A 12,214-nucleotide genomic window follows, 5' to 3' on the forward strand; every position below is an offset into this window, starting at 1 on the left:
GCAAATGGGATCAGTGGCGGTTTTCTTTTATGCCATTTAGTGCTTACATGGTGCTGTTTTATTCTCGGCTGTGAAATGGCCCGCTGGGCGGTAGAGGGGGAGGCACAAGATGAAACTTCAGCAGCTGCGCTATGTATGGGAAGTGACCCGCCACAATCTCAATGTCTCGGCTACGGCCCAGAGCCTCTATACCTCACAGCCGGGCATCTCCAAGCAGATCCGTCTGCTGGAGGATGAGCTGGGTGTCGAGATATTCGCCCGCAGCGGCAAGCACCTGACCCGAGTCACCCCGGCGGGAGAGGCCATTGTCGAGCTGGCGGGCCAGGTGTTGCGGCTGGCCGAGAACATCAAGCAGGTGGCCCAGGAGCACAGCGATGAGCGGCGCGGGAGCCTCTCCATCGCCACGACTCACACCCAGGCCCGCTATGCGCTGCCACCGGTCATCGGCGAGTTCACTCGCAAGTATCCCGACGTGGCGCTGCATATGCAGCAGGGCACGCCCAAGCAGATTGCCCAGATGGTCAGCGATGGTCAGGCGGACTTCGCCATCTGTACCGAGGCGCTGGAACTGTTCAATGACCTGGTGCTGCTGCCTTGCTATCGCTGGAACCGCTGTGTGCTGGTTCCGCGTGGCCATCCGCTGGCAGAGTCCGGTGAGCTGACCCTGGAGCGCCTGGCCGAGCAGCCGTTGGTGACCTACGTCTTCGGCTTCACCGGACGTTCCCAGCTGGACGATGCCTTCCGGGCCAAGGGGCTCTCCCCCAATGTGGTACTGACGGCGGCCGATGCCGACGTGATCAAGACCTATGTCCGCCTGGGCCTGGGTGTCGGCATCGTGGCGCACATGGCGGTCGACCCCGAGCTGGACGACGACCTGATCGCACTCGAGGCGAGGCACCTGTTCGAGAGTTCCGTCACCAAGATCGGTATTCGTCGCGGCACCTTCATGCGCGGCTACATGTATGACTTCGTGAAGGGCTTTGCCGATCATCTCGAGCGGGACCTGGTCGATGCCGCGCTGGCCGCGGGGCCCCGCCACGAGGATGGCCTGTTCAAGGATATCGAGCTACCAGTACGCTAGCCCCGATGCGTCAGCGCACCACTCAATGCTGCAGGTGCAGGCCGCATTCGCGTTTCTCATCCACCTTGGTGGGGTCGAAATAGTCGAAGTTGTCGGGCAGGTCATGGTCCAGTAGATAGTTGTACATATCCTTGGCGCTCCAGTGCAGCAACGGGGATACCTTCAGCAGGCCATCTGCGTTGCGACTGACCGGGGCCATGAGAGCCCGTTCGGGGGTGTCCTCGGCACGCAGTGCCGTGAACCAGACATCCGGGGCCATTTCACTCAATGCGCGCTCGAAGGGCTCCAGCTTCACCTCCCGGGTGAAGGCTTCGTGGCGCGGGTCTTCGATGCCCGGCATCGGGCCTTCCACGGCTTCGCGGTGTGCCCGGGAGCGTCGCGGCAGGTAGCTGACCAGATTGAGGTCGAGGCGCTTGACCAGTTCGTCGGCAAAGCGATAGGTCGCCTCTGTGTTGTAGCCGTTATCCATCCAGACGATGGGAATCGATGGCATGTGGCGCGTCACCATATGCAGGATGACGGCTTCGAAGGGGCGAAAGTTGGTGGTGCAGATGGGCCGCTTGCCCTGTTCCAGAGCCCAGCGAATGAGAGCATCGGGCTCATTGCCGAGTTCGGCATTGATCACGTCGAGAGGTGAGGCCATGGGAGACTCCAATGTCTTTGAGTGTCGTTGGCCACACCCTACCAAAGCCTGCAGATTCGTCCCCAATACCATTTCATTGGATGGATATATCCAAAAGATCAAAAAGACGCGCCTGTTATTCCAAGTCGTGCTGAGGCTCGGTGGCAGTCAGCGCTGTCATCAGGTGCCGAATCTTGTCCAGCGTCTCGGTGTACTCATCATTCACGTCGGAGTCCGCCACCAGCCCGCCACCGCCCCATAGATGCAGCCTGCCGGCATCGGCCACCGCGGTGCGAATGGCGATGGACGTGTCCATGCGCCCGCGAACATCCACATAGCCCAGGCTGCCGCAGTAGACACTGCGCCTGCTGGGTTCCAGTTCATCGATGATCTGCATGGCGCGGACCTTGGGTGCCCCGGTAATCGAGCCGCCGGGAAAAGCCGCTGCCAGCAGGTCGAGCGGGCGCTTTCCGGCGGCCAGCTCGCCACACACGATGCTGACCAGGTGGTGAACGTTGGCGTAGCTCTCCAGCCCGCAGAGCTGGGGGACCCTGACGCTGCCCGGGCGGCATACCCGGCCCAGGTCGTTGCGCAGCAGGTCGACGATCATCACGTTCTCGGCGCGGTCCTTGAGGCTGATGGAGAGTGCCTCGGCCAGGCGGCGGTCCTCCTCCGGCGTCGCTCCGCGTGGGCGGGTGCCCTTGATCGGGCGGGTCTCGACGAGGCCCTCTTCATCGCACAGCAGGAAGCGCTCGGGCGAGAGCGACAGGATGGCCTGCTCATCCCAGGCCAGATAGCCGGAAAAGGGGGTCGGTGTGGCACGTCGAAGGCGCTGGTAGGCCTCCCACAGGTCGCCGGCGAAGGGGGCGCTGAAGCGCTGGGCCAGGTTGATCTGATAACAGTCACCGGCGCGAATATAGTCCTGAACGGCGGCAAATCGCCGTGCATAGCCTTCGCGGTCGAGTTCGCCTTCGAAGGGTGCCAGTAGCCGGAACTGGCCTCCCGGTACCGGCAGCGCATCGAGCCACTCCATGACCAGGGCCCGGCGCTGCGCACTGGCGACCAGCCAGGTTTCGCCGGCGTCATGATCCTGGATGAGCGCCCAGTCATAGAGGCCGACGCGGCTGGCCGGCAGTTCCACTACCTGCTGTGAACGGCCCCCGACGGGCTCCAGGCAGCGGCCCAGGTCATAGCCCCAGTAGCCTATCAATCCCCCGAGAAAGGGCAGGTCGCTGTCGGGAAGCTCGAGCGCGAGGCTGTCCAGCAGGGCCTGCTGGGCGAAGAACGGGTCTTCCTCTTCCATGCCTTCGACGCCGCCGCTCAGGCGCCCCCGGTCGTCGACCGACAGCACTGTCAGCGGGTCGCTGCTCATGATGTCATAGCGCCCGCCGGGGGCGATGGGGCGCCCACTGTCCAGCAGTACGGCTCCCGGACGCTGGCGCAGGGCGGAGAAGTAAGCCAGCGGATCGTCGCGGTAGGGGAGCGGAGTGATCTCGAGTCGTATGGTCATTGCCGGCGCCTTTCGGAACAGGCGACCCATTCTAGGGTTCAGGCGGCGTTTTGTCCCATGGCGTGATGCAATGCCCTTGGGTATTGCCATCAACGCTGGCATGGATTGTCGACAGTTCGGCGGGGTTGGCCCAGTTTGTCTACAACCAAAGACGTAGCATGTTGGGCTTATCGCGTGGTTGACCGGGGCGCAGGCAATGTCTAAAGTCTCTTCATCATTTAATTGTCGACAATTGCCATGAACTCAATCGTACCGGAACAGACTGCACCCGAGGTTCGCACCCTGGCCGAACGGGTCTTTCATGAGCTGCAGGATGCCATCGTGCGTGGCGAGCTGGCCCCGGGCAGCAAGATCACCGAGCCGGGCCTGTCCAAGACCTACGGTATCTCCCGCGGGCCGCTGCGCGAGGCCATGCGACGGCTGGAGGCGCACCGTCTCATCGAGCGTGTGCCCCATGTCGGCGCCCGGGTGGTCAAGCTGTCGATGAAGGAGCTGCTTGAGCTGTTCGACGTGCGCGAGGCGCTCGAGAGCATGGCGGCGCGCCTGGCCGCGGAACACATGAGCGCCGAGGAGATTGCGGGCCTGCGCGAGGTGCTGGCGCTGCATGAGCGTCAGGCCGACCTCAAGAGCGGGGAGGCCTACTATCAGCGCGAAGGCGACCTGGACTTTCATTACCGTATCGTCCTTGGCAGCCACAATCGCATGTTGATGACGATGCTGTGCGATGACCTCTATTACCTGGTGAGGCTCTACCGCACCCAGTTCAGCGCCAGTGGGACGCGCCCTCATCGCGCCTTCGTCGAACACCACAGAATCGTCGATGCCATCGAGGCCGGGGACGCCGAGCTGGCCGAACTGCTGATGCGCCGCCATGTCAGCGCCTCGCGGGCCAACGTGGTCGACCGTTACGCCGAGGTTCTCACGCAGCAGACCGAGGAGGCCACCTGAGGTTTGCTGGACATATTCCGACATCGACCGATCAAGAAACATAGAGGAGCCATGCCATGACCCGATCCACTCCCGGTGCGCGTTTCCGTGCCGCCCTGGAAGCCAGCCGGCCGTTGCCGATCGTCGGCACCATCAATGCCTATACCGCCATGATGGCCGAGCGGGTGGGTCATCAGGCCATCTACCTCTCCGGCGGTGGCGTGGCGAATGCCTCCTTCGGTCTGCCCGACCTGGGCATGACCACCATGAACGATGTGGTGGCGGATGCCCACCGCATCTGCGGGGCCACGGACCTGCCGCTGCTGGTGGATATCGATACCGGCTGGGGGGGCGCCTTCAACATCGCCCGTACCGTCAAGGAGATGCAGCGTGCCGGTGTCGCCGCCGTGCATATCGAGGACCAGGTAGCCCAGAAACGCTGCGGCCACCGTCCCAACAAGGCGATCGTCTCTCAGGAGGAGATGGTGGACCGCGTCAAGGCGGCCGCCGACGCGAAGGTCGATCCGGATTTCTACCTGATCGCCCGCACCGACGCCTTCCAGAAGGATGGCCTGGATGCGGCCATCGAGCGGGCCAGCGCCTGTATCGAAGCCGGTGCCGATGCCATCTTCGCCGAAGCGGTGCACACCCTGGATGACTACCGTGCCTTCTGCGAGCGGGTCGATGCGCCGATCCTGGCCAACATCACCGAATTCGGCGCCACGCCGCTGTTCAGCCAGCAGGAGCTCGGCGAGGTGGGCTGTCGCATGGTGCTCTATCCGCTGTCGGCGTTCCGCGCCATGAACGCCGCTGCGCTGAAGGTCTACCAGAGCATCCACGACAACGGTCATCAGCGCGATGTGGTCGAGCTGATGCAGACCCGTGACGAACTCTACGACTTCCTCAATTATCACAGCTTCGAGCAGAAGCTGGACGCGCTGTTCGAGAAGGGCGGCGAGTGAAGGGAGCGCCATAACGCAAGGCGAAGCATCCCGGTGGCGTCGCACGGAGGCTCGGTTCCCGGCCTGGTGGCGTGGCGCCCATCACATATAAAAGAGCAAGACCGACTAATACAGGAGACGCGACATGTCAGATAAACCCGTCAGCAGTACCGGCCTGCGCGGCCAGAGCGCCGGCACCACGGCACTGTGCACCGTCGGCAAGACCGGCTCGGGCCTGACCTACCGTGGCTTTGACGTCAAGGAACTGGCCGAGAAGGCGCGCTTCGAGGAAGTGGCCTACCTGCTGCTCAAGGGCAAGCTGCCGAACCAAGCCGAACTCGATGCCTATATCACCAAGCTCAAGGGCCTACGTGGCCTGCCTCAGGCGCTCAAGGCCGTGCTCGAGCAGATTCCGGCCAATGCGCATCCCATGGATGTGATGCGTACCGGTGCCTCCATGCTGGGCAACCTCGAGACCGAAGAGAGCTTCGACGAGCAGCAGGATGTCTCCGATCGCCTGCTGGCGGTGCTGCCCTCGATCATCTGCTACTGGTATCGCTACTCCCACGATGGGGTGCGCATCGAGACCGAGACCGACGACGAGTCGGTGGGCGCCCACTTCCTCCACCTGCTGCGTGGCGAAGCGCCTTCCGAACTGCACGCCCGGGTGATGAACGTCTCGCTGATCCTCTATGCCGAGCATGAGTTCAACGCCTCGACCTTCACCGCCCGCGTCTGCGCCTCGACCCTCTCCGACATGCACTCCTGTGTGACCGGCGCCATCGGTTCGCTGCGCGGTCCGCTGCATGGCGGTGCCAACGAGGCGGCCATGGCCATGATCGAGGACTGGAAATCGCCGGAAGAGGCCGAGCGCGAGATCATGGGCATGCTCGAGCGCAAGGAGAAGATCATGGGCTTCGGGCACGCGATCTACCGCGAGTCCGATCCGCGCAATGCCATCATCAAGGAGTGGTCGGAGAAGCTGGCCCAGGACGTGGGTGACAGCGTGCTCTATCCGGTATCGGTGCGCGTCGAGGAAGTCATGTGGCGTGAGAAGAAGCTGTTCTGCAACGCCGACTTCTTCCATGCCAGCGCCTACCACTTCATGGACATCCCCACCAAGCTGTTCACGCCGATCTTCGTCTGCTCGCGCGTGACCGGCTGGTGCGCGCATGTCTTCGAACAGCGGGCCAACAACCGGATCATCCGTCCCAGCGCGGACTATGTCGGCCCCGAGAAAAGCGAGTGGGTGCCGATCGAACAGCGCGACTGATCCATTATCGCCTGCGGCGGCTGCCTGGCAGCCGCCTTCTCCTCTTAAGCCGGGGAGGGTGGCTGCGCCCTCCCGTGCCCCTCGACGGATGCCGACGCCATGAATACCGACTATCGCAAACCCCTGCCCGGCACTGACCTGGATTATTTTGACGTGCGCGCCGCCGTCGATGCGATCCAGCCTGGTGCCTATGACACGCTGCCCTACACCTCGCGGGTGCTGGCCGAAAACCTGGTGCGCCGCTGCGACCCCGCGATGCTGACGGATTCGCTGAAGCAGCTGATCGAGCGCAAGCGCGATCTGGATTTTCCCTGGTATCCGGCCCGGGTGGTGTGCCATGACATCCTCGGCCAGACGGCGCTCGTCGACCTGGCCGGCCTGCGCGATGCCATTGCCGCCAAGGGTGGTGACCCGGCCAAGGTCAACCCGGTGGTGCCGACCCAGTTGATCGTCGACCACTCGCTGGCCGTGGAGCATGCCGGTTTCGAGAAGGATGCCTTCGAGAAGAACCGCGCCATCGAGGATCGGCGCAACGACGACCGCTTCCACTTCATCAACTGGACCAAGACCGCATTCGAGAATGTGGATGTGATCCCCCCCGGCAACGGCATCATGCACCAGATCAACCTGGAGAAGATGTCGCCGGTGGTTCAGGTTCGCTCCGACGAGAAGGGAAGACGTGTCGCCTTCGTCGATACCTGTGTCGGTACCGACAGCCACACGCCAATGGTCGATGCCCTGGGCGTGATCTCCGTCGGTGTGGGTGGCCTGGAAGCCGAGAGCGTGATGCTGGGGCGTGCCTCCTACATGCGTCTACCGGATATCATCGGTGTCGAGCTAACCGGCAAGCTGCAGCCGGGCATCACCAGTACCGACATGGTGCTGGCGCTGACCGAGTTCCTGCGTCGCGAGCGGGTGGTGGGTGCCTACCTGGAGTTCTACGGTGAAGGGGCCTCGAGCCTGACCGTGGGCGACCGGGCCACCATCTCCAACATGACACCGGAATACGGCGCCACCGCCGCCATGTTCTATATCGATGAGCAGACCATCGACTACCTCAGGCTGACCGGTCGCGAGGACGACCAGGTCGCCCTGGTGGAGCGCTTCGCCAAGGAGACCGGCCTGTGGGCGGACAACCTGGAAAAGGCCGAATATGAGCGGGTATTGACCTTCGACCTCTCCTCGGTACCCCGTACCCTGGCCGGCCCCTCCAACCCCCATGCCCTGCTGCCCACCTCGGAACTGGCGTCCCGTGGCATCAGCGGCACGGTGGAAAACGAGGCGGGCAAGATGCCCGATGGGGCGGTGATCATCGCTGCCATCACTAGCTGCACCAACACCAGCAACCCGCGCAACATGGTGGCCGCGGGCCTGATCGCCCGTAACGCCAACAAGCTGGGGCTGACCCGCAAGCCCTGGGTGAAGTCCTCCCTGGCGCCGGGCTCCAAGACGGTCAAGATGTACCTGGAAGAGGCCCGGCTGTTGCCCGAGCTGGAAGACCTCGGCTTCGGCGTGGTGGCCTTTGCCTGCACCACCTGCAACGGCATGAGCGGCGCCCTGGATCCGGTGATCCAGCAGGAGATCGTCGATCGCGACCTCTATGCCACGGCGGTGCTGTCGGGTAACCGAAACTTCGACGGCCGGATCCACCCCTATGCCAAGCAGGCCTTCCTGGCTTCGCCGCCGCTGGTGGTGGCCTATGCCATTGCAGGCACCATTCGCTTCGACATCGAGAAGGACGCTCTGGGCTTCGACCAGGATGGCAAGCCCATCACGCTGAAGGATATCTGGCCCAGCGACGAAGAGATCGATGCCATCGTCAAGGCCAGCGTGAAGCCCGAGCAGTTCCGCGAAACCTATATCCCGATGTTCGATGTGGACAAGGGCGCGCGGGCCCAGGTGAGCCCGCTCTACGACTGGCGACCCCAGAGCACCTATATCCGTCGTCCGCCCTACTGGGAGGGTGCCCTGGCCGGCGAGCTTTCGCTCAAGGGCATGCGTCCCCTGGCGGTACTCGGCGACAACATCACCACCGATCACCTGTCACCATCGAATGCCATCATGATGGACAGCGCGGCGGGTGAGTACCTGCACAAGATGGGCGTGCCGGAGGAGGACTTCAACTCCTACGCCACCCATCGGGGCGACCACCTCACGGCTCAGCGTGCCACCTTCGCCAATCCCAAGCTGCTCAACGAGATGGTGCAGGAGAACGGTGCGGTGAAGCAGGGGTCGCTGGCGCGGGTCGAGCCGGAAGGCAAGGTCACCCGCATGTGGGAGGCGATCGAGACCTACATGGAGCGCAAGCAGCCACTGATCATCATCGCCGGTGCCGACTACGGCCAGGGCTCTTCCCGTGACTGGGCGGCCAAGGGCGTGCGTCTGGCCGGGGTGGAGGCCATTGCCGCGGAAGGCTTCGAGCGTATTCACCGCACCAACCTGATCGGCATGGGGGTGCTGCCGCTGCAGTTCGAGGCGGGCACCACGCGCAAGACGCTGGCTATCGACGGCACCGAGACCTTCGATGTGGTGGGCGAACCGAGGCCCCGTGCCACCCTGGCGCTGGTGATCAACCGCAGGAACGGCGAGCGCGTGGAAGTGCCGGTGACCTGCCGTCTCGATACCGCCGAGGAGCTCTCGATCTTCGAGGCCGGCGGCGTGCTGCAGCGCTTCGCCAAGGACTTCCTCGAGTCCGAGGTCGAAGCGGTCGGCTGAGCGTTGACAGTTGACGGACCCTATCGACCCGGCCCCAAACAAGGTCCGGGTCGATCTGTCTCTACCCTCACTTTCTCAAGGAAGCGCTGTTCATGGCACATGCTCCCCAGGCTCATGTTTCACAGATCCGAATCCCCGCCACCTATATGCGTGGAGGTACCAGCAAGGGGGTGTTCTTTCGCCTGCAGGATCTCCCCGAAGCGGCCCAGGTCCCCGGCGCGGCGCGGGACAGGCTCTTGATGCGGGTGATCGGCAGCCCCGACCCCTACCAGAAGCAGATCGACGGCATGGGGGCGGCGACTTCCAGTACCAGCAAGACGGTGATCCTGTCGAAGAGCACCCAGCCGGACCACGATGTCGACTACCTTTTCGGCCAGGTCTCCATCGACAAGGCTTTCGTCGACTGGAGCGGCAACTGCGGCAACCTGTCGGCGGCGGTGGGGCCCTTCGCCATCAGCAACGGCCTGGTGGACCCGGCACGCGTACCGCACAACGGCATCGCCACGGTGCGCATCTGGCAGGCCAATATTCGCAAGACCATCATCGCCGAGGTACCGATGACCGACGGCGCCGTGCAGGAGACCGGTGACTTCGAGCTCGACGGCGTCACCTTTCCGGCGGCGGAGGTGCCGGTGGCGTTCATGGACCCGGCCGACGGTGAAGGCGCGATGTTCCCTACCGGCAACCTGGTGGACGATCTCGAGGTGCCGGCTGATGTGGTGAAAGGGGGCGTACTGAAGGCGACCCTGATCAACGCCGGCATCCCGACCATCTTCATCAACGCGGAAGCCATCGGCTACACCGGCAATGAGCTACAGGACGCCATTAACGGTGATCCCGATGCGCTGGCGATGTTCGAGACGATTCGCGCCCATGGCGCGGTGCGCATGGGGCTCATCCAGCATATCGACGAGGCAGTCAGTCGTCAGCACACGCCCAAGGTGGCCTTCGTCGCCAAGCCGGTGGACTACATCGCCTCCAGCGGCAAGGCGGTCAAGGCCAGCGATGTGGATCTGCTGGTGCGTGCGCTCTCCATGGGCAAGCTGCACCACGCCATGATGGGCACGGCCGCCGTTGCCATCGGTGCCGCCGCGGCGATACCGGGAACGCTGGTCAACCTTGCGGCGGGCGGCGGGGATCGCAGCTCGGTGCACTTCGGCCACCCCTCGGGCACCCTTCGGGTTGGCGCCGAAGCCACGCGCGTGGGCAGCGACTGGGCGGTGACCAAGGCGATCATGAGCCGCAGTGCACGGGTGCTGATGGAAGGCCATATACGAGTGCCCGGCGACAGCTTCTAGAAAAGCATGGACCTATTGCTGAAAGACTTCATTGAAGTACGCCCCCGGGTCGCAGGACCCGGGGCGTTTTCTATAGTGAAGACAAGAGTGAAGGCAAGAATTGGTGAAGGCATGGGTTCAACGTCGAAACAGGAGACCATCATGAGCAGCACCGTGGAAGCCAATGTGCGCCCGGACTACGACATCGAGCTGCAGAAAATTGCCGACTATGTTCTCGACTACCGGGTCGATAGCGCCGAAGCCTGGGATACGGCCCGCAACTGCCTGATGGATACGCTGGGCTGCGGCCTGTTGGCCCTTCGCTTCCCGGAGTGCACCAAACACCTGGGTCCGCTCGTCGAAGGCACCATGGTGCCCCACGGCGCTCGGGTGCCCGGCACATCCTTTCGCCTCGACCCGGTCAAGGCGGCCTGGGATATCGGCTGCATCGTGCGCTGGCTCGATTATAACGATACCTGGCTGGCCGCCGAGTGGGGGCACCCCTCCGACAACCTGGGAGGCATCCTGGCGGTGGCGGATCATCTCTCCCAGAAACGCGTTTCCATGGGAGAGGCGCCGCTCACCATGCGCGACGTACTCGAAGCCATGATCATGGCGCATGAGATCCAGGGTGTCCTGGCGCTGGACAACTCCTTCAATCGCGTCGGCCTCGATCATGTGGTGCTGGTGAAGGTGGCCTCTACTGCCGTGACGGCCAGGATGATGGGTGCCGATCGGGAGCAGATACTCTCCGCACTGTCCCACGCCTGGGTCGATGGCCAGAGCCTGCGTACCTATCGTCATGCCCCCAACGCCGGGTCGCGAAAAAGCTGGGCTGCCGGCGACGCCACGTCTCGCGGGGTGCGGCTGGCCGATATCGCCCTGCGCGGCGAGATGGGCGTGCCGGGAGCGCTGTCCGCCCCGCAGTGGGGTTTCTATGACGTGCTGTTCAGCCATACCAACAAGGATCTGGCGACCAAGCCGGAAGGGGAGCGTACGTTTTCCTTCCAGCGTGACTTCGGCAGCTATGTCATGGAAAACGTGCTGTTCAAGATTTCCTTCCCGGCGGAATTCCATGCCCAGACCGCCTGCGAAGCCGCCGTGACCCTGCATCCTCAGGTGAAGGATCGCCTGGGCGAGATCGACAGGATCGTACTGACCACCCACGATTCGGCGATCCGCATCATCTCCAAGTCCGGCGCCCTGGCGAACCCGGCTGATCGCGACCACTGCCTGCAATACATGACCGCGGTGCCGCTCGCCTTAGGCAGTCTGGTGGCCGAGCACTACGAGGACGACTTCCACGCGGCGCATCCCATCATCGACGAGTTGCGCAACAAGATGGAGGTGATCGAGGACCCGCGCTATTCACGCGACTACCACGATCCCGACAAGCGCTCGATTGCCAACGCCATCCAGGTCTTCTTCAAGGATGGCAGCGCCACCGACAAGGTCGAGGTCGAGTACCCGATCGGGCACCGTCGGCGTCGCTCCGAAGGCATCACCGTGCTGGAGGAGAAGTTCAAGCGCAATCTGGCCACGCGGTTCCCCCCGGGGCGTACCGCTCGGATATTCGAGCTGTGTCGCGACCAGCCTCGGCTCGAAAAGACCGCGGTGAATCAGTTCGTCGACCTGTGGGTGATCTGACCGACAATGCTGCTGCGCTATATTTCCGCCGGGCCGTCGAAAGACTTGATGATGGTCATGGAAGGCTCCGGCAGAGTGGACTATAGTTTTTTGACGGCCAGGGGTTGTGTGCGGCTCCGGTAATGAGTAAAGTACGCATCCGCTGCCGGCAACGGGCAAACGTTACCGGCGGTGGAAGTGGAGAAAGTGCTTGTTTCTGTTTGGTTTTTTTCGAATCGGCT

At 63.4% G+C, this 12,214-nt stretch carries 9 protein-coding genes; 7 read left to right on the top strand and 2 right to left on the bottom strand.

Translation table 11 applies throughout. From position 1 onward, the window contains the following. Positions 1-109: 109 nt before the first annotated feature. Entirely contained in the window at positions 110-1,081 is a 972-nt protein-coding gene (cysB, locus tag LY622_RS04580) for an HTH-type transcriptional regulator CysB (RefSeq protein ID WP_234279373.1), read from the top strand. 22 nt (positions 1,082-1,103) lie between these two features. Here the strand turns inward: cysB and LY622_RS04585 are convergent, their stop codons facing one another. Together LY622_RS04585 and pabB are read right to left on the bottom strand one after the other, a co-directional pair. Further along, a complete protein-coding gene (locus LY622_RS04585; protein ID WP_234279372.1) occupies positions 1,104-1,724 on the bottom strand; it encodes a phosphoadenosine phosphosulfate reductase domain-containing protein in 621 nt (206 codons plus the stop codon). 115 nt (positions 1,725-1,839) lie between these two features. After that, positions 1,840-3,213 (bottom strand): aminodeoxychorismate synthase component I, encoded by a 1,374-nt coding sequence (gene pabB, locus LY622_RS04590; protein WP_234289796.1) that lies wholly within the window; start codon positions 3,211-3,213, stop codon positions 1,840-1,842. Between the two features lie 237 nt (positions 3,214-3,450). On the opposite strand from pabB, the gene LY622_RS04595 reads away from it, so the two are divergent. The 6 genes from LY622_RS04595 to prpD all read left to right on the top strand — a co-directional run bounded on the left by LY622_RS04595 (position 3,451) and on the right by prpD (position 11,993). Then, the gene (locus tag LY622_RS04595; protein ID WP_234289797.1) at positions 3,451-4,161 is read left to right on the top strand and encodes a GntR family transcriptional regulator; all 711 of its coding nucleotides are present in this window, start codon (positions 3,451-3,453) and stop codon (positions 4,159-4,161) included. A gap of 56 nt (positions 4,162-4,217) precedes the next feature. Then, positions 4,218-5,102: a methylisocitrate lyase gene (prpB, locus tag LY622_RS04600; RefSeq protein ID WP_114477429.1), complete on the top strand. Its 885-nt coding sequence runs from the start codon at positions 4,218-4,220 to the stop codon at positions 5,100-5,102. A 124-nt stretch (positions 5,103-5,226) separates the two neighbouring features. After that, positions 5,227-6,354, top strand: a complete 1,128-nt coding sequence (gene prpC, locus LY622_RS04605; RefSeq protein ID WP_234279369.1) for a bifunctional 2-methylcitrate synthase/citrate synthase — start codon at positions 5,227-5,229, stop codon at positions 6,352-6,354. A 99-nt stretch (positions 6,355-6,453) separates the two neighbouring features. Next, positions 6,454-9,069 (top strand): Fe/S-dependent 2-methylisocitrate dehydratase AcnD, encoded by a 2,616-nt coding sequence (gene acnD, locus LY622_RS04610; protein WP_234289798.1) that lies wholly within the window; start codon positions 6,454-6,456, stop codon positions 9,067-9,069. 92 nt (positions 9,070-9,161) lie between these two features. Next, complete coding sequence (gene prpF, locus LY622_RS04615; RefSeq protein ID WP_234289799.1) at positions 9,162-10,367, top strand: 2-methylaconitate cis-trans isomerase PrpF; 1,206 nt, start codon at positions 9,162-9,164, stop codon at positions 10,365-10,367. 141 nt (positions 10,368-10,508) lie between these two features. Then, the gene (prpD, locus tag LY622_RS04620) at positions 10,509-11,993 is read left to right on the top strand and encodes a 2-methylcitrate dehydratase (RefSeq protein ID WP_234289800.1); all 1,485 of its coding nucleotides are present in this window, start codon (positions 10,509-10,511) and stop codon (positions 11,991-11,993) included. Positions 11,994-12,214 lie beyond the last annotated feature (221 nt).

The organism is Halomonas alkalisoli (assembly GCF_021412585.1).
Taxonomy (GTDB): domain Bacteria; phylum Pseudomonadota; class Gammaproteobacteria; order Pseudomonadales; family Halomonadaceae; genus Halomonas; species Halomonas alkalisoli.

What these genes read in the sequence shown, in the direction of transcription:
- cysB (WP_234279373.1), top strand. Translation starts at nt 110, where the DNA reads ATGAAACTTCAGCAGCTGCGCTATGTATGGGAAGTGACCCGCCACAAT.
- LY622_RS04585 (WP_234279372.1), bottom strand. Translation starts at nt 1,724, where the DNA reads ATGGCCTCACCTCTCGACGTGATCAATGCCGAACTCGGCAATGAGCCC.
- pabB (WP_234289796.1), bottom strand. Translation starts at nt 3,213, where the DNA reads ATGACCATACGACTCGAGATCACTCCGCTCCCCTACCGCGACGATCCG.
- LY622_RS04595 (WP_234289797.1), top strand. Translation starts at nt 3,451, where the DNA reads ATGAACTCAATCGTACCGGAACAGACTGCACCCGAGGTTCGCACCCTG.
- prpB (WP_114477429.1), top strand. Translation starts at nt 4,218, where the DNA reads ATGACCCGATCCACTCCCGGTGCGCGTTTCCGTGCCGCCCTGGAAGCC.
- prpC (WP_234279369.1), top strand. Translation starts at nt 5,227, where the DNA reads ATGTCAGATAAACCCGTCAGCAGTACCGGCCTGCGCGGCCAGAGCGCC.
- acnD (WP_234289798.1), top strand. Translation starts at nt 6,454, where the DNA reads ATGAATACCGACTATCGCAAACCCCTGCCCGGCACTGACCTGGATTAT.
- prpF (WP_234289799.1), top strand. Translation starts at nt 9,162, where the DNA reads ATGGCACATGCTCCCCAGGCTCATGTTTCACAGATCCGAATCCCCGCC.
- prpD (WP_234289800.1), top strand. Translation starts at nt 10,509, where the DNA reads ATGAGCAGCACCGTGGAAGCCAATGTGCGCCCGGACTACGACATCGAG.